The sequence below is a fragment of the Parvibaculum sp. genome (genome assembly GCF_045863935.1).
In the GTDB taxonomy this organism is placed as follows: Bacteria; Pseudomonadota; Alphaproteobacteria; order Parvibaculales; family Parvibaculaceae; genus Parvibaculum.
This window is the reverse complement of sequence record NZ_BTVP01000004.1, coordinates 60,745-79,012: the sequence shown is the minus strand read 5'-3', so window position 1 is coordinate 79,012 and position 18,268 is coordinate 60,745. Positions and strand designations below refer to the sequence as shown.

Genomic DNA, 18,268 nt, shown 5'->3' with positions numbered 1-18,268 from the left:
CGGTCAGTTGCCACCGCCGGGATAGTTGGGCGCTTCGCGCGTGATCGTCACGTCGTGAACGTGGCTCTCGCGCAGGCTGGCCGACGAGATGCGCACGAATTCCGCATTCTGCTGGAAGTCCTGCACTGTCGCGTTGCCGGTGTATCCCATCGCGGCGCGCAGCCCGCCGACGAGCTGATGGATCACGTTGCCCACGGGCCCCTTGTAAGGCACTTGTCCTTCAATGCCTTCCGGCACGAGCTTGAGCGAATCCTTCACATCCTGCTGGAAGTAGCGGTCGGCAGAGCCGACGGCCATGGCGCCGACGGAGCCCATGCCCCGGTAGGACTTGTAGCTGCGGCCCTGGAAGAGGAAGACCTCGCCGGGGCTTTCCTCCGTGCCCGCGAAAAGCGAGCCGAGCATGGCGCAGTCGGCGCCGGCGGCGATCGCCTTGGCGAGATCGCCCGAGAATTTGATGCCGCCATCGGCGATGACGGGCGTGTCGTTTTTGCGCGCGGCCTCTACCACATCCATGATCGCGGTGAGCTGGGGCACGCCGACGCCCGCAACGATGCGCGTGGTGCAGATGGAGCCGGGGCCGATGCCGACCTTGATCGCATCCGCGCCCGCGTCGATGAGCGACATGGCGGCGCTCGCGGTCGCGACATTGCCGGCGATGACCTGCGTCTTGTTGGAGAGCTTCTTGATCCGCGTCACGGCCTCGGCGACGCGGGCGGAATGGCCGTGGGCCGTATCGACCACGATCACATCCGCACCAGCGGCGATCAGCGCTTCGGAGCGGCCATAGCCCTCGTCGCCAACGGTGGTCGCGGCGGCAACGCGGAGACGGCCCTGCTCATCCTTGGCGGCATTGGGATGAAGCTGCGCCTTCTCGATGTCCTTCACGGTGATGAGGCCGATGCAGCGATAGGCACCGTCCACCACAAGGAGCTTTTCGATCCTGTGCATGTGGAGAAGGCGCTTTGCCTCTTCCTGGCTGACGCCATCGGCCACGGTGATGAGGCCTTCCTTCGTCATCAGGTTGCGGACAGGTTCCTTCGGATTGCTGGCGAAGCGGACGTCGCGGTTGGTGAGGATGCCGACGAGCTTGCCGGTATCGGGTTCGACCACGGGAATGCCCGAAATGCCGTGGCGCTGCATTTCCGAGAGGGCTTCGGAGAGCGTCGCGTCGGGGCCGATGGTGACGGGGTTCACCACCATGCCGCTTTCGAACTTCTTCACCTGGCGGACCTGCTCGGCCTGCGCCTCGGGTGACATGTTGCGATGGAGGACGCCGATGCCGCCTGCCTGCGCCATGGCGATGGCCAGGCGAGCTTCCGTGACCGTGTCCATGGCGGCGGAAATGATGGGAATGCCGAGCTGTATCGTACGGGTCAGGCGGGTGCGCGTGTCGGCTTGCGTGGGCAGGACCGTGGAGGCAGCAGGCAGCAGGAGAACGTCGTCGAACGTCAATGCTTCACGGATCATGCTGCCAACCTCCTGGGCCGTTAAGAGCCGGCCACCCTATGCTGTGTTGGCGCTGGCTTTTAACACCTATATGCGGGAAAGCAAAGGGCAGTATGCCGCGGTTGCGAAATAATCACGCGAGGTCTTCGGCTTCACTTCCGGAACGTCCCTTAAAGCCTTGGGCGAGCACGTACATCTCCGCCGAATCGGCCCGGCTTGCCTTCGGCTTCACATGGCGGACGGTCTTGAAGTGCTGCTTGAGGAGAGTGAGAAGCTCGTTCTCCGTTCCGCCCCGCAAGACCTTGGCCAGAAAGGCCCCGCCCGGGGCGAGCACCTCAACCGCAAAATGCGCCGCGATCTCGCAGAGATGCATGATGCGCATATGGTCGGTCTGCTTGTGGCCGGTGGTGGGGGCGGCCATGTCGGAGAGCACGAGGTCCGCCTCGCCCGCGAGCAGTTCCTTCACCCGGTCGTCCGCGCCCTCGTCCAGAAAGTTGAGCTGGAGGATGGTCGCGCCCGGCACCGACTCGGTTTCCAGGTAGTCGAGCCCGATGACGCGGCCCCGGCTTCCGTCCTCGCTTGCCGCCTTTGCCCGCGCGACCGCTATCTGGCACCAACCGCCAGGAGCACAGCCAAGATCCACCACGCGCGCACCCGGCTTCAGCAGGCGATACTTGTCGTCGATCTCGGCAAGCTTGAAGGCGGCGCGGGAGCGATACCCCTCGCGTTTGGCGGCGTGGACATAGGGATCGTTCAGCTGGCGCTGCAGCCAGCGGGTCGAGGATGTCGTGCGTTTGCGCGCCGTCTTCACGCGCACCTTCAGCGCGCGCGCGCCGCCGTCACCAGCGCTCTTGCCACCCTTACCCTTGCTCTTGCGGTCATCTGCCATCGTCACATCGTTCCATTGCCGCCGGCGTCCGGGCTCGATCTACGGCGCCGTTTCCGGCGGCGGCGCCTGCGCCGGGAGGCATCGGCCTCCATGAGGGAAAGAAGGATACCTTCGCGCAGGCCGCGATCGGCAACGCGCAAGCGGTCAGCCGGCCAGGCACGGGCGATGGCCTCGAAAATGGCGCAACCGGCGAGAACAAGGTCTGCCCGCTCCTGCCCGACGCAAGGGTGCGCCGCGCGGCTGCCATAGTCCATGGCAAGAAGAGACCTGGTGACACCCTGAACGTCATCCGGCGAAATCCAGACGCCATCGACCCGCGTGCGATCATAGCGGCTGAGACCCAGATGGACGCCCGCGATGGTGGTGACCGTGCCGGAGGTACCGAGGAGGTGGAAATTCGATGCATCGCCTCCGGCGCCGTCTTTCATCCGCTCCAGGAAGGGACTGAGCTGGCCGCTCACCTCGCCCACCATGCGCGCATATGTGTCTTCCGGCACCTCGACGCCACCATGGCGCTCGGCGAGCGTTACGACACCGCAGGGCAGCGACGTCCAGTCGGCGATGGCGGGGCGGGCGTCGCTTCCCCCGTCCATGCGCACCCAGATGAGCTCCGTGGAACCGCCGCCGATATCGAAGACGAGCGCGGAGCTGCACGCCTTGTCGAGAAGCGGTGCGCACCCCGCAACGGCGAGGCGCGCTTCGTCCTCGGTCGAGACGACTTCAAGCGAGAGGCCCGTCTCCCTTTTCACGCGTTCGATGAAATCGGCGCCATTATCCGCCGTGCGGCAGGCGGCGGTCGCGATGGTGCGGGAGCGGATAACGCCGCGGCGCGCCATCTTCTCCGCGCAGATGCGCAGCGCGTCGATTGCCCGCTTCATGGCCGCCTCGCCTAGCGCGCCTGTGCTGGCGAGCCCCTCTCCCAGACGGACGATGCGGGAATAGGCGTCGACGACCTTGAAGCCTTCCGGCGACGGGCGGGCAATCAGAAGACGGCAATTGTTGGTGCCGAGATCGAGCGCGGCATAGAGCTTGTCGGCGGCACCCGGCCTTTTGGACAGATTTCGGTTCGACGGCTTTTGGCCCGACGGTTTTTGAGGCGATTTCCGGACAGGCTTCGGCTCGGGGTTAGCCGCGGCTGCTTCCTTGCGGGCTTCTTCCTTGCGGCGCCCCCTACCCCGGCGGCCGCGCCTGCGCGACTTGCGGGGCGGTACGATCCCGTCCCCGGTATCCCGGGCACCGCGCGGTTGCGCGTCTTCAGCCCCTCCCTCCGGTGAAGCCGAACTCTTCGTGGCGGATGGGGCCTGCGGCAGGCCCTCTGGAGCGGCGGGGGCCCCGCCAAGACCCACCATGCCGTCGTCACCCTTATGGTGCACTGTCTCTCAGACCCGGGAAGCACATGCCAACCGCCAGAGGCGGGCCGCGCTTCGACCGGATTCCCTATGTTTTTCAGTTGGGTGAAGTGTAGCAGCCTGAGCGGCGCGGTAAAGGCGGGGAGACGCAACTATTCCGGGCGATGGCTGGCTGGGGAACAGGGGAGAGGGAAGTGGGCCGCCCCCGCCCAACAGTGGATCGCCCACCGACCGCGATTTTCAAGCCCCTGTAAGGTTTCCAGAGAATCTCGGACGGGTGTCTGCAGCACCTGCAGCTATCCGGCCAATGCGCGCACCGACGCACCGCACCGACTGGAAACGCTCTCGCTCCCGTTATTCCAGCCAAGCCGGTATTGCGAAGCTAGGGAGAACGACGAGTGAACCTTCAGAGATATCACCTCGTCGAGAAGCTCAAGCTTCCGGTTGCGCGGTGTGTGAAGGGTCACGATCCGGCGTCCGCTCCCTTGATGAAAGTATGGGAGGAGTGCGCTTGAAAAGCCTGAGAAGGACCGGCCGGGCTTTAGGGCCTCGCAATTCGACATCCTTCTAAATTCAGCCAGAGGGCCGGTCCAGGGTTGGGGGCAAGCTCAGCCTGTCATCCACCCGAGGAACACCCGGGGACTTCCGGGGGAAGCACCGGCTCGATCGCGGACCACTCGAAATCGCTCAGATCGTAACGTGCCATCCAGATCCCCCTTCAGGAAATTCAAATCGCGACACAACCGATTTGCGAACCCCGTTCATGAGTTTACGGCCTAAAACTCGACGCGCAGCTCCGCCATGAGCGCGTGATCGCGCGTATCGGATGAGTATTCCCCGGAGTATCCGAACGAGAGCGTTGCCGCCCGATCGATGCGCGCCTCAAATCCGCCTTCCACCGCCAATGCATCGCGCACAAGCGGCGCGCCCCTGACCGCGAAGGTGGCGGCGGGGGACGAGGCGAAGGCGGCGCGCGAGGTGGGCTCGACATCGCCGAAGGCATGGCGCCAGGCGGCGGCGCCGGTCATGCCGACGCTGCCCGCCTGATGACGGGCGCGCAGGCCGAGCGTGGTGACGCCGGTGGTGTTGCCGGTGGAGGCGAAGGTCAGCGCGGCCGGACCGCCGGTCTCGGTGAAGCCCTCGGTCTCGACATGGACGCCGACGAGGCCGGCGAAAGGCGTCAGCACGACGGGGCCCATATCGAGGTCGTAACCGGCCTCGATACCGGCCTGGAACGTATGGGTCGCGTAGCTGGCCGACAGCTCATTCGTCAGTACACCAACGATCACGGTGCGGTCGGTATCGGCGCGGCCATAGGCGTAGCTGACAACGCCCTTGAGATCGACGGCGCCGAGCGTCGTACCGGCATAACCGGCGATATGGAAATTGTCGCTGTCGCCGGACGAAGACCGCGCAGAAACGTCCCAGGTCGAGCGGCTGTAACCGAGAGCGACACCCGCATGGACGCCCGGCGCGATCTCGCGGTCGGCGCCGCCGATGAAGCCGTAGCTGTCGCGGTCGATCGCGGCGGAGACGGCATTGCCGTCGGTCTTGCCCCATGATCCGAAAAGCTGGCCCCAGACCGCATGTCCCGGTGCCGGTGCATCGCCGGCCGCCGGCGCCTGTTTCGCCGCGGCCGAGCCGAAGCCGCCAAAGCCGCCGCCGAAGATCCGGGCGAGGCGATCGAGAATCTGCTGGCGAATCTGCTGCATGCCCGGAAGCGGCGCCGTTGAAGCACTGGCATGGGCCTCGCCCGAGAGCGAATTGAATGCAGAGCGCGCCTGATCCTCCGTCAGACCGAGAAGCCCGTCGTAAAGCGTATTGCCGGGGCCGAAGGTCTGGACCGTGTTCGCCACGCCCTGCTGGTTCGGCGTTTGCGCGACATCCTGAAAATCCGCCACGATGTTGAGGGTCAGATAGACATTGTTGGCGTCGTAGTCGAGCGACGGTGTGAGGAAGGCGAAACTCGCCGTCACCGCATCGAAAGCGCCGGTGATACCGTTTGCCGCGGAGAGGATCGTGTAGACGAGGCCGGGCGTGTAGGTGGAGCCGTCGTCGGTGCCGTTTTCGGGCCTGACCGAGACCGATGCGCCGCTGTCGATGGTCAATGCGCCCGCGACGTCGATGAAGTCGTTGTTGACGCCGGGCGTATTGCCGCCATCGTCGAGCTCGACCTCGTAGATCGAGAGAGAACCGAAAAGGAGGTCGCCCGCGACATTCAGTGTGCCGATCGAATTGCCGGGCGCGAAGATGGCGCCGGCGCCAAGCGCGGTGGTGCCGACCGTGCCGGAACCGCCGAGCAGGCCCGCGCCGACATCGAGCGTGCCGCCGAGAAGGCCGTTGACGATCAGCGCCCCCGCATCGACGAAGGTCGCGCCGGCAAAGGCGGAACTGTCGCCGGTCAGCGTCGTCGCGCCGGCGCCCGCCTGACGGAAGTCGCCGGCGCCGGACATGACGCCCGCCCAGGTGAAGGCGTTGGAGCGGTCGATCACCAGCGTGCCGTCATTGACGATGCCGCCGGAGACGGAACCCGTCGCGCCGCCATTGCCGAGTTGCAGCGTGCCGCCCGAAATCGTCGTGCCGCCGGTATGGGTGGCGGCGGCGGTGAGCACCATCTCGCCGTTTTCGACCAGCACCTCGCCGGCGCCGGAAATGCCGGCGGCGAAGAGGTAATCGCTATCCATGTGATTGAAGACCAGCGTGCCGGTGCCCGCACCGAAGACGACGGAGGCGGCATCGAGCGTGCCGGCGGCAACCGCCGCATCGCCCGAGGCGGCGCCGATGTTCAATGTGCCGGTGGAACCGGCCTGATCGGCGATCCTCACCGTGCCGGCGCCGCCGCCGACCTCAACCGTGCCGCCGCCCGTGATGCCGAGCGTGCCGGTGCCGTAACGGCCGACAGTGAGTTCGCCGCTGTTGGTCCAGGTGGAATCCGCGCCATCGACCGTGACTTCGCCGGCGGCGCTTGCGGCCTGGCCGATATAAGCCTCTGTATTTGAGACCGTGCCGCCATCGGTGATGTCGAGCGTACCGGCGCCGTAAAAGCCGACAGCGAGAGTGCCCGAATTGGTCAAGGTGGAATCTGCGCCGGAAACCGTTACGTCGCCGGTGCTCCCCGCTTCCAAACCGATATAGCCGATGGTGGCGGAGACAGCGCCGCCGCCCGCGATGTCGAGCGTGCCGGTGCCGGCATCGCCGACACGGAGCTGACCACTGTTGGTCCAGGTGGAATCCGCGCCATTGACCGTGACGCCGCCGGTGCCGCCGGCGTAACGGCCGATATAGGCCGTGGTGCTGGAGACGGCGCCGCCGCCCGTGATACCAAGCGTGCCGGAGCCGGACCTTCCGACATCGAGGGAGTTTGAGTTGGTCCAGATTGAATCCGCGCCCGTCACCGTGACTTCGCCGATGCCGCTGGCACTAAAGCCGATATAGCCGGCGGTGTTGGAGACAGCGCCGCCGCCCGTGATGCCGAGCGTGCCGGTGCCGAAACGGCCGACAAAGAGTTCGCTGCTGTTGGTCCAGGTGGAATCCGCGCCATCGACCGTGACGTCGCCGGTGCCGCCGGCGATAAAGCCGATATTGCCTTCCGTGTTCGAGACGGTGCCGCCGCCCGTGATGCCGAGCGTGCCGGTGCCGCGATCGCCGACAATGAGGTAGCTTGAGTTGGTCCAGGTGGAATCCGCGCCATCGACCGTGACTTCGCCGGTGCCTGCGGATTCGCGGCCGATATAGACCTGCGAGGCGTTCGAGACCGTGCCGCCGCCCGTGATGCCGAGCGTGCCGGTGCCGTAATTGCCGATATAGAGGTTGCCGCTGTTGGTCCAGATGGAATCCGCGCCATCGACCGTCACGTCGCCGGTGCCGCCGGCGTAGCGGCCGATATAGGCCGTGGTGTTGGAGACCGCGCCGCCATCGGTAATGTCGAGCGTACCAGTGTCGTAGAAGCCGACATTGAGGTCGGCGCTGTTGGTCCAGGTGGAACCCGCGCCTGAAACCGTGACTTCGCCGGTGCCGCCGACGTTCAAACCGACATAGGATGTGGTGTTGAAGACAACTCCGCCGCCCGTGATGTCGAGCGTACCATTACCTGAGTCGCCGATACGGAGCTGAGCGCTGTTGGTCCAGGTGGAACCCGCGCCGGAAACCGTGACTTCGCCGGTGCCTGTGGCGTAGTTACCAATATAGCCGGTGGTGTTCGAGACCGTGCCGCCGCCGACGATGCCGAGCGTGCCGGCATCGACCGACGTGTTGCCGGTCCAGACGCTGGCGCCTGTGAGGGACAGCGTTCCCGCGCCGGATTTGACCAGGCCGCCGCTGCCGCCGATCGCGCCCGCGAAGACGGTGTTCACGCTCTGATCGACAGTCAGCGTCGCGCTACCGAGATCGACCGTGCCGCCCGTGCCCGAGAGGGCGGCGATGGTGCGGCTGAAATCGTTGAAATCGAGCGTGCCGCCATTGACGGTGTAAGCCGTGCCGGCGACGAAAGCCGTCGCATTGCCCGCGCGCAGTGTGCCGGCGGAAACCGTGGTGCCGCCCCCATAGCTATTGGTACCGGTGAGGGTGAGCACGCCGTTGCCGAGCTTCACAAGGCTGCCGGTGCCGGAGACAGCGCCGGAGAAACTGCCATCCGCGGATTGATCGAAGGCAAGGGTCGCATTGTTGAGGATATCGCCCACAAGGCTTGCCGTGTTGCCGGCAAGCATGCCGCCGGAGATTGTGGTGCCGCCCGTCCAGCTGTTCGCTCCGGTCAGGATCGTCGTGCCGGCCAATTGGCGGACTTCGCCATTGCCCGAGATGGACGGAGAGAAAATATAATCCGTTTCCGTATGATTGAAGACAACTGTGCCGTCGCCCGCTCCGAAGGCGACAGAGGCGGCGTTGAGCGTGCCTGCCGCGACGGCGGCATCGCCTTCCGCCGCGCCGATATTCAGTGTGCCGGTGGAGCCCGCCGAATTGGCGACCTGCAAGTCACTGTTGCCACTGCCGATGTTGACATGGCCTTCATCCGCAATCGTCAGAATTCCCGTGGCGTCGTAATTGCCTTCGGAGCCACCCAACCGGATCGTGCTGCCGCTGTTCCAGGTCGAACCTGAACCAGTCACCGTTACGGTACCGAGCGAGCCGTTATACTGGCTCATATATGTAGAATAGGGGGTGGTCAGGGTTCCGCCGTCCTCAATGAAGATATGGCCGATGCCCGTATAGGCGCCAACAAAGGTGTCTGACGAAGCGGTTATCCCGGACCCGGCGCCACGGATGGTTGCGGTGCCGCTGAAGCCATTATATCCGAAGAGTTCAAATACCCCCACATTCAGCGTACCGCCGCCCTCCACGATGAGCGAACCGTCCTGCGTGGAGCCGCCAATATTGGTGCGGCCGGAGTCCGTGACACCGATACCGTCGACAGTTGCGGCGACAGGCCCCTCGATCTTGGTCGTTCCCGAAGTGTTGACCGGCAGACCGTTCGACCAGTTGGCCGCGTTGTTCCAATCGCCGTCGGCGGCGCCCGTCCATGAGGTATCGGCGCGGGCGGGGGCTGGAAGCAGCGCGAGGCTTGCGCCCGTGAGAAGGGCGGCAATGCCGACCCCGGAGAGGAGCCGCCGCGTCAGGTTACGCCGGAGAATGGCGGGCTCTACAGCCCTGCGCCGGACCCGCATGAAGCGCCATGTGGTAACGCGCATGGTGCGCGGCGCTGCTGCCCGGTTTCCGCTTTTCACGCCCATGATCGGCCCCCCCGCCTGTCATTGGAGAAAGTCGAGGACATAATCGGCGGCGGGCACACCGGGTGACAGATGTACAGATGTACAGGTGTCATTAACCCTGCCGGGGGATAGACTCCGGCAAGAGGCCGCCAATTCAGGGAGACGCGGGCGCTTGGCCGAAGAACGCATCATCATCGCAGACGATCATCCGGTGTTCCGGATGGGAATGCGGCATATTCTCGGCAGGGCCTGCCCCGGTGCGGAGATATGCGAGGCGGGGTCGTTCGAGGAGGTGCTGGCGGCGGCCCGGGACGGCAAGGCGCCGGACATGTTCGTGCTCGACCTGCTGTTTCCCGGCTTCGTGCCCGACCAGTCCATCGGCATGCTGCGGCGGCAATTCCCGCGCGCGACGCTCGCCATCGTCTCCATGGCCGATGACAGGGAAACCATCGGCGCGGTGATGGCGGCGGGCGCGGACGGCTTTGTCGGCAAGGCCGTGCCGCCGGAGGAGATCGCCGAGGCGATTACCGCGATCCATGGCGGCGAGATCGTGGTGAGGCCGGCGGCGGCGCATCTGCCGACACCGGCCGTCCGGGCTGGCATGAGCGCGAGCACGGGGACGGGGGAAAGCGAGGTGCAGCTTTCGCCGCGCCAGCGCGAAGTGCTGCGGCTCGTCGCCACCGGCATGACCAACAAGGAGATCGGACGCCAGCTCGGTATCTCGCCGGTGACGGCGCGGATGCATGTGTCGGCGCTGCTGAGGACACTCGGCGTCGCGAGCCGCGCGGCGGCCGCGGGCGTGGCGGTGAAGCTGCTCTGAACGGTCAGGAAGCGGTTGCTTCGTCTTCCTTCGCTTCGTCTTCCTTCGCTTCGTCTTCCTTCGCTTCGTCTTCCTTCGCTTCATCGCCAAGCGCGAAGCCGGTCAGGAGCGCGCGCAGTTCGGCGGGATGCGCGGGCTTTCGCAGAAAGGGAATGCCGGAGCGGGCGAGATGCGCCAGCGTTTCCGGCTCGGAGCGGCCCGTGAGGATGGCGGCAGGCACGGGCCAGCCCTCCATCTCGCGTATCCGTGCGACGACACCGAGCCCGTCCAGCGGGCCACCGAGATCGAAATCGCTGACGATCGCATCGCATCCGGCGGCTTCCTGCGGCAGGCCGCCGAACTCCATGACCTCGCAGCCCCAGCGGCGCAGGAGCGTCGCAGTGGCGGCGAGCACTTCGGGATCGTCGTCGATGACGCAGACGGCAAGGCCGGTGAGCGGATGCTGGCGATGGGCGCGCGGGGCGGAGACAGCGCCCGGCTCCACGACGGGAAGACCGGCGATGCGAACCGCGGTGCCGCGCCCTTCGGCGGAGACGATGCCGACATCGAGCCCCATGAGCCCGCCAAGGCGGCGGACAATGGCGAGGCCGAGACCCAAACCTTCTTCCCTGTGCCGCGCATCGTTTTCGGCGCGGTAGAATTCATCGAAGATATGGCGGAGATCGGCCTCCCCGATGCCCGGTCCGTCATCCGCGACCTCGAGGACCGCGCGGTCCTCGCCATCGGTGCGGGCCGTTATCCGAACCGTCGCGCCTCGCGCATATTTCTGCGCATTGGAGAGGAGGTTCTGGATCATGGTGAAGAACAGGGCCGGGTCCACCGACACGAAGATGCCGGACGGCTCCAGCACGAGTGTGCAGCCGCTCTCGCGCAAGGCGTCCGCGTTCTGCCCGCCAATGCCTTGCAGCACATCGTCGAGAGAGATGCGCTCGGGCTGGGGCACGATGTCACCGACATCGAGACGCGAAATATCGAGGAGCGAGCCGAGCAGGCGGCTCACGGAGCGGGCCGCATTGTCGATGCTGGCGACATGCTGCCGCACCTCGCCGTCGAGCCGCAGGTCGCGCAAACAGGCAGTAAAGAGACCGATGGCATGTACCGGCTGGCGCAGATCGTGGCTCGCATGAGCGAGGAAGCGGGATTTCGAGAGGTTCGCCTCCACCGCCTCCCGGCGGGCCTCTTCAAGTTCCGCCGCCATTCCGGTGATCTCGGCAAGCTTGTCGTCGAGCGAGCGCGTAAGCGTCACGTTGGCCGTCATGAAGCGCAACATGCGGAAGCTGAGGATCGAGAGAACACCTGCATAAAGCAGGATCATTGCCATGACCGTCACGCCCAAAAAACTGAAATCGTGATAGAGATGCGCGAGGCCAAGCATCGGCACGGACGTCCAGAGGCTGATGAAGCAGGAGCGCGGCAGCGCATGTTGCGAGGAGGCGGCGCTGAGCGCGGTGCCGCCAAGGGCCAGCGAGTAAACCAGCAGGTGATGGAATTCGCCCGTCGCCGCGCCGAAGGCCCCGAGGCCCCAGCTTATGCCGACAAGGAAGGTGAGCGCGGTATGCGCCACGCCATAGGGCCGGGCGGCGTCCTCGCTCGCCGGGCGGTCATGCGTGTAGCGCCATGCGAGGGCGGCAAGCGCGGCGGAAAGACCGCAGATGGCGGCATACCAGACCCATGGCCAGGCCTCGCCCGGCCAGGCATAGACGAGAAGCGCGACCGTTGCCGTGACGACGCCGATATGGACGAGCCAGGCCTGAAAGCTCAGATCGAAGAGATAGTCGAGTTGCCACTTCTCGGCGTGACCCACGGCATGGAGCCGTTCCTTCAGCATGACGGCCCCCTTCCCCTCTTGCGCCATTTGAACGGCTATCCCAGCCCGCGCGGCGGCCCCCTGTCAATGATGAAGGGAAGGACCGGCCTTCAACCCCGCGTGAAGGCGCGGCGGAGCGCAGCGGCGTCTTCGTGTCTTCTCTCGCGAAGAAGCCCGGCTGGAAAACCTTGATGAGGGCGAAGGCGGGAAAACCTGCCGCGCAGATGACGAGGGCGCGCGATGTCGCCGCCGTGTCCGCGCTCGTGAAGGCGCCGCGCTCGAACAGCACGCGAATGATGTCGGAGGAGAGGACGCCCGCGCCGGCGGCGGCGTATCTGCCGACACCGGCCGCCCGGTCCAAGGTTGAGGGCAAGTTCAATCCGTACCGCGACATCCTAAAAAAAGCCGCGGCCTACTTCGCGAAGGAGAGCATATGAAGTTCGCCTTCATCGCGAAGCACCGAGGGATCTGGCCGGTGGCTTGGTTATGCGGGGCACTCGGGGTCTCGCGAAGCGGCTTCCATGCCTGGCTGACGCGAGCCCCGAGTGCGCGGAGCCGCAGTGATAAGATGCTGGGCAATGAAGTGCGATCGAGCTTCCTTGCCAGTGACCGGACCTATGGAGCCCGGCGCGTCTGGCATGACGTGCTGGCGGCCGGGCACGCTTGCGGCCTGCATCGCATCGAACGGTTGATGCGGCAGCAGGCCTTGCGGGCGCGGCCCCGGCGGCGGTCTCTCCCCAAGGATAATGGCGAGCGATCAACCAACGCCGTCGCGCCGAACGTGCTGGCTCGTCAGTTCGAGGCCGATGCCCCCGAACCGCAAATGGGTGGCGGACTTCACCTATATCTGGACGGCCGAAGGCTGGCTCTATGTAGCGGCCGTGATAGACCTCTTCTCGCGCCGGGTGGTGGGTTGGTCGATGAGTTCATCGATGACGGCCCAACTCGTCGCCGATGCGCTGGTGACGGCGATCTGGCGGCGCGGCAAGCCCGATGCTCTGCTGCATCACTCCGATCGCGGCAGCCAGTATACGAGCGAGCCGTTCCAGCGGCTGATGGCCGATCATGGCGTTGCCTGCTCGATGAGCCGCTCGGGCAATTGCTGGGAGCGAGCCATTGAAGGCGCCATTGGTCCGAGCCCAATGGCGAGCGCGGCAATGGAGAGTCTACCGCATAAGAGACCAGGCCAAGGCCGATGTGTTCGACTACATCGAACGCTTCTACATGCCCGGCGCCGGTACTCGACGCTCGGGTATCTGAACCCTATGGAGTTCGAAAAGAAGATGTTGTTAGCTTAACTCGACGTCCACGAGACCGGCAGCAGCCCAGATTTCAAGCGGCGGTCATAGGTCGCTTGGATGCGCAACAGCCAGACCCCGTTCGAGATGTCGAAATCATCCTTGCGAAGCCTCGCGACCTCTTCGCGCCGGAGGCCTGAGAAGAGCGCAATCAGCGGGCACCAGTACTTCCAGGGCGTGAGGCGCTTCTGGTGTGCGCTCTCTTCATGGAAGGGGCGACGGCAGCTATTCCAGATCGTTGAGGCGAAGAGCGTCTTCAACTCATCTTGCGTGAACGGAACCCGGGTGCCACGGCGCGCCGTCTCCGTATCGATCAGCCGCTTCTTATAAAGAGTGCCTTCGAACGGGTTCATGACGCGGAGGCTCCGAGGAACCAGCGGCGAGCGCCAGAGTGACGTGAAGAATGTCAGGTGCTTGTTTGCTGTCTTTTTCCGCATGCGCTCGACTTTCCGGCGTGCTTCTGCGGCTGTGAGACGGTGTGACTCGACGGCGATCAACTGCTGGTCGCTGTCAGCGGCGGCGATTTCCTGTTCGAGACGATCCGCAAGGGCAATCGCCTGGCGGGGCGTCATGCGGCGATAGAGGCCTTTGCCATAGTCGCGCGGCACGCGGAGCAGTTGGCTTGCGAATTTCTGCCCATCTTCTGGCGTCAGCTCCTGGATCTGCCTATTGCCGACCAGGTCGACGAAATACCGACGCGCCAGATCATCGTCGGCTTTCGTCTTGGGGCTGATGCCATGCTCCTGACGGAAGCGCGCGAAGTCGCGCGCCACCTCGTCAATTGTGCGTGACAGAAACACCGCCTCATCTTGATTGAGGCGCGTGGTCCAGGTGCGCAAGAGAGCACTATCGAGCGGGTATTTCTGCGCGACGAAGCTCGGCAACTCCTGACGCACCCCATAGGAACCATTCCAACGTTCGGCCTCTATTCGATAGGCCTGCGCTGCGACCCGCGTCGCATCGCGAGCAAGAACCTCATATTGAGGATCGGCGGGCGTGAGGTTCAGTCCATGCGCAGTAAGCGCATTATCGAGCATCGGCCGAACATCGCTAGTGATGTTGCCATGAGCGAGCCCTTCCCACCGGGCGGCCATGGCGTCCGGCCGCTCATCCTCCCGGGCACACCACTCCATCCAGGCGTTCCAGTGCTCGCTGGTCCAGCTGTTCCTGTCACCCGGGAGATCCGGCTCGTCATAGTCCCTGTCGCCTTCCGCGTAGCGAGCATATCCAGTTGGGTCCGCATCGCGGCGCGCCTCACCCTCGCCAATGATGCGGTTGAAGATCGTTTCAAGCACGAGGCGGAGCTGGAGCTTAGATAGGGGGAATTTCGACGGCGCGTTCAAGAGCTGGGCCTCCAGACGATCTAGTGCGGCCGAGCACCGGCGCGTCATGCGGCGGGCTGGAGCGGCCTCCTTGGTGCGCAGCGACACGGCGAGCATTGGCTGGCCGAGCACATGCGCGAGCGTTCTGGGAAGTCTGGCGCGGAAGTAGTAAACCGCGCCTCTACGGGTGAGATGAAGATGACGGGTCGACAAGGGCTTCGGCTCCCATTTCGGGCCGCCTGATCTTCTCCCCGGAGGAGCCGTGTGACACAGTTCTGTGTCACACCTGTGTGTCACAGGCGGTTGTGGTGCCAAAAAGCCTTTTATTATCAATAGCTTAACGGGAAGTGGCTGGGGGACTAGGATTCGAACCTAGACTGGCGGAGTCAGAGTCCGCTGTCCTACCGTTAGACGATCCCCCAATGCGCCGTTCAGGACCCCGGTTTCCGCCGCTTGGCGGCCGACTCGAGGCGCTGCGCGCCTTGGTTGCGCGGGCGAAACCTAGTCGCCGCACCCCCGTTCGTCAACACTTGGGGCTCAATGCAGTTCCAGGCCCGCCAGATCGCCCGCGGCGCGCCAATCCTCCAGAATCTTGATGAAAGCGATGGAACCGCCACCGAAGGGGCCGTTGCGGATCGCCGCCTCGGAAGGCTTGCCTTCGTTGTTGTAGTAGCCGGGCGTGCATTCCTCCAGGAACCGCTTGTTGAAGGCCGACGCCTTGAGCACCGTGTCGAGCCAGCTCTCCTCGGCCTCCTGCGTTGTTTCCACCACGCGGGCCTGCCGGTCGATGCACTGCTTGACGATGTAGGACAGGTGTTTCGACTGCTCATTCAGCATATGCGGATAGTTGGCCGTGAAGCCCGCCTGCGCATTGCTGACAATAAAGCAATTCGGAAAGCCACGCGTGTGCATGCCGTGGAGGGAGGAGACGCCGTCCTTCCATTTCCCGGTGAGCGTTTCGCCGCCGCGTCCGTAGATTTCGAAACCGGCACGGCGCGTATAGCCCGTGCCGACCTCGAAGCCCGTCGCGTAGATGAGGCAGTCGATCTCGTACTCCTTGCCATTCGCAACGATCGCATTTTCCGTGATGCGTTCGACGCCCCTGCCCTGCGTGTCGATGAGATGAACATTCGGACGGTTGAAGGCCGCCAGATATTCGTCGTGGAAACAGGGACGCTTGCAGAACTGGTTGTACCAGGGTTTGAGCGCCTCGGCGGTCGAGTTGTCCCGCACGACTTCCTCGACGCGCTTGCGGATCGATTCCATTTTCTGGAAATCGGCAAGCTGAACGATCTCCGCCATTTCAGCCGGTGAGCGGCCATCGACCTTCTTGCGCGCCATGACGAGCAGGTTGCCGATGATGTCGGTCCAGCCGTCGTTGACGAGGTTCTCCTCCTGAAAGCCGCCGGAGACGAGCGTGTTGAAGTTGTCCATCCGGTATTGCTGCCAACCGGGCTTGAGCGTCTTCACCCATTCGCGGTCGGTCGGCCGGTTGTTGCGCACGTCGATCGAGGACGGCGTGCGCTGGAAGACGTAGAGCTCCTTTGCATGAGCACCGAGATGCGGCACGCACTGCACCGCCGTCGCGCCTGTGCCGATGATGCCGACGCGCTTGTCCTTCAGCTTTTCGAGACCGCCGTTGCAATCGCCGCCCGTGTAGTCGTAGTCCCAGCGGCTCGTGTGGAAGGAATGGCCCTTGAAGCCTTCGATGCCGGGGATGCCCGGAAGCTTGGGGCGGTGAAGCGGGCCGCTCGCCGTGACCACGAAACGCGCCTTGATGGCATCGCCCCGGTTCGTGTGCACCATCCAGCGGGCGATCTTTTCGTCCCAGCGAAGCTCCGTCGCTTCGGTCTGAAACAAGGCATCGCGATAGAGATCGAAGTGGCGTCCGATCGCCTGGCTGTGCGCCAATATCTCCGCCGCCTTCGAATATTTCTCGACCGGCATGTAGCCGACCTCTTCGAGGAGCGGGAGATAGATGTAGGATTCGATGTCGCAGGCGGCGCCCGGATAGCGGTTCCAGTACCAGGTGCCGCCGAAATCGCCACCCTTCTCGATCATGCGGACGCTTTCGACGCCAGCCTCACGCAGGCGCGCGCCGGCGAGCAGACCACCAAAGCCGCCGCCTACTACGACGACATCGACCTCATCGCTTAGCGGCGCGCGAGCAAATCCCGGCTCGACATAAGGGTCTTCGAGATAGTGAGCGAACTGTCCCTTGATCTCGACATATTGCTCATTGGCATCCTGCCGCAGACGTTTGTCGCGCTCGGCGCGATATTTTGCCTTGAGAGCGGAAGGATCGAACCCGAGCTCCGCTGCATTTGCCTTGTCCGACATTTCATCCCTCATCTGTCCGCCGCCTTCTCATGTGCGGCCGTCCGGGCCGATGTGCCCTGCGTTTGAAGAAGATGATAATGACGTCTTACTATCTGTCAAAAGCATGTGGACGCCGCGAGGGTTTCGCGACGTCAGATCGGATGACAGCATTGCTTCGAACGACAATCGGGCCCCGCCTTCCGGCGGAGCCCGACATGTAACGACGCAAGCGTTCGCGGATCAGCCGTAGCGGTAGGGAGCACCGGCCTTGCGCATGGTGTCGGCATATTTCTTCAGAATCTCGACGACCTTGGCATTGCGCGGGCTCTTCTGGGCGACCTCATCCCAGAACTTGAGCGCCTCGTCTTCGACCGTCTTCCATTCGGATTCCGGAATGGTGGTGAGTTCGAGCTTGCCGCCGGTGACACGGTAATGCGCCTCACCCCACCAGTACCAATGCTGACGGTAGTAGTGCGAGCTGTCGATGGTGAGCTTGAAGAGCGTCTTCAGATGCTCCGGCAGCGCCTCCCACTTCTCCGTGTTGGCGATGTAGGAACCCGCCCATGCACCGGAGATGTTGTTGGTGAGGTAGTACTTGTTGATGTCGGCCCAGCCGACCGTGTAGGTCTCAGTTGCACCGCACCAGGCAACGCCATCGAGTTCGTTGGTCTGGATGGCGACTTCGATGTCTTCCCATGGCAGCGTCACCGGCACGACGCCGAAACGCTCAAGGAACTTGCCGCCTGTCGGGAAGGTGAAGACGCGCAGGCCCTTCAGGTCTTCGAGCTTGCGGATCGGCTTCGTCGTCACGAAGTTGCAGGGGTCCCACGAACCGGTGCTGAGCCATGTGACGCCCGGCACTTCAGCATAGGCTTCTTCCCATATTTCGCGAAGGCCATACCATTCCCAAAGCACCGGCACGTCGAGGCTGTAACGCGAGGCGAAGGGGAAATAGGCGCCGAAGACCGATACGTCGATGGGCGCGGCCATCGAGTCGTCGTCGCTCTGCGCCGCATCGATCGTGCCGTTCTGGACAGCGCGGAACAGTTCGCCCTGCGGCACGAGCTGATCGGCGGTGTAGAGTTCGATCATCATCTCGCCATTCGCCGCATTGTTGAACGCGTCGATCGACGGCTTGATCACATGTTCCGCAAGCGCCGGACCCGCATAGGTCTGGAGGCGCCATTTGATCGGCGACTGCGCCCGGACGATCGCCGGCGCAGCAAGCGTGGATGCACCTACGGCGGCGACACCGACACCTGCCTTTTTCAGAAAGTCGCGTTTATTGATCTTTTTGGGATCGTCAGTCATCG

The 18,268-nt window shown here is 64.4% G+C and carries 9 protein-coding genes, 1 tRNA gene and 3 pseudogenes; 2 read left to right on the top strand and 11 right to left on the bottom strand.

From position 1 onward, the window contains the following. Positions 1–3: 3 nt before the first annotated feature. The 5 genes and pseudogenes from guaB to ACKUUH_RS02980 form a co-directional block, all read right to left on the bottom strand. On the bottom strand, positions 4–1,467 hold the full coding sequence (guaB, locus tag ACKUUH_RS03000) for an IMP dehydrogenase (RefSeq protein ID WP_407948372.1): 1,464 nt from the start codon (positions 1,465–1,467) through the stop codon (positions 4–6). Between the two features lie 112 nt (positions 1,468–1,579). Next, a complete protein-coding gene (locus ACKUUH_RS02995) occupies positions 1,580–2,335 on the bottom strand; it encodes an RlmE family RNA methyltransferase (RefSeq protein ID WP_407948371.1) in 756 nt (251 codons plus the stop codon). Between the two features lie 2 nt (positions 2,336–2,337). After that, positions 2,338–3,708: a Ppx/GppA phosphatase family protein gene (locus ACKUUH_RS02990; protein ID WP_407948370.1), complete on the bottom strand. Its 1,371-nt coding sequence runs from the start codon at positions 3,706–3,708 to the stop codon at positions 2,338–2,340. Between the two features lie 588 nt (positions 3,709–4,296). Next, positions 4,297–4,390, bottom strand: a pseudogene (locus tag ACKUUH_RS02985) (IS5/IS1182 family transposase); the annotation flags it as partial. A gap of 70 nt (positions 4,391–4,460) precedes the next feature. Then, complete coding sequence (locus ACKUUH_RS02980; RefSeq protein WP_407948369.1) at positions 4,461–9,410, bottom strand: autotransporter domain-containing protein; 4,950 nt, start codon at positions 9,408–9,410, stop codon at positions 4,461–4,463. 151 nt (positions 9,411–9,561) lie between these two features. Between ACKUUH_RS02980 and ACKUUH_RS02975 the strand changes: the two genes are divergently transcribed. Then, on the top strand, positions 9,562–10,209 hold the full coding sequence (locus tag ACKUUH_RS02975; protein WP_407948368.1) for a LuxR C-terminal-related transcriptional regulator: 648 nt from the start codon (positions 9,562–9,564) through the stop codon (positions 10,207–10,209). A gap of 4 nt (positions 10,210–10,213) precedes the next feature. On the opposite strand, the gene ACKUUH_RS02970 is transcribed toward ACKUUH_RS02975, so the two are convergent. After that, positions 10,214–12,064: an ATP-binding protein gene (locus tag ACKUUH_RS02970; RefSeq protein ID WP_407948367.1), complete on the bottom strand. Its 1,851-nt coding sequence runs from the start codon at positions 12,062–12,064 to the stop codon at positions 10,214–10,216. A gap of 145 nt (positions 12,065–12,209) precedes the next feature. Further along, positions 12,210–12,410, bottom strand: a pseudogene (locus ACKUUH_RS02965) (lipid II flippase MurJ); the annotation flags it as partial. A 3-nt stretch (positions 12,411–12,413) separates the two neighbouring features. Between ACKUUH_RS02965 and ACKUUH_RS02960 the strand changes: the two are divergent. Further along, positions 12,414–13,314 (top strand): annotated as a pseudogene (locus ACKUUH_RS02960) (IS3 family transposase); the annotation flags it as partial. Here the strand turns inward: ACKUUH_RS02960 and ACKUUH_RS02955 are convergent. The 4 genes from ACKUUH_RS02955 to ACKUUH_RS02940 form a co-directional block, all read right to left on the bottom strand. Beyond that, positions 13,311–14,849, bottom strand: coding sequence for a DUF6538 domain-containing protein (locus ACKUUH_RS02955; RefSeq protein ID WP_407948366.1), 1,539 nt, complete (start codon positions 14,847–14,849; stop codon positions 13,311–13,313). The pseudogene ACKUUH_RS02960 and the gene ACKUUH_RS02955 sit on opposite strands and share 4 nt — an antisense overlap. Before the next feature lie 135 nt (positions 14,850–14,984). Continuing rightward, positions 14,985–15,058 (bottom strand) — tRNA-Gln (locus tag ACKUUH_RS02950). A gap of 115 nt (positions 15,059–15,173) precedes the next feature. Beyond that, positions 15,174–16,988, bottom strand: a complete 1,815-nt coding sequence (locus ACKUUH_RS02945) for a flavin-containing monooxygenase (protein ID WP_407948365.1) — start codon at positions 16,986–16,988, stop codon at positions 15,174–15,176. Between the two features lie 207 nt (positions 16,989–17,195). Beyond that, positions 17,196–18,266 (bottom strand): TRAP transporter substrate-binding protein, encoded by a 1,071-nt coding sequence (locus ACKUUH_RS02940; RefSeq protein ID WP_407948364.1) that lies wholly within the window; start codon positions 18,264–18,266, stop codon positions 17,196–17,198. Positions 18,267–18,268: the final 2 nt, after the last annotated feature.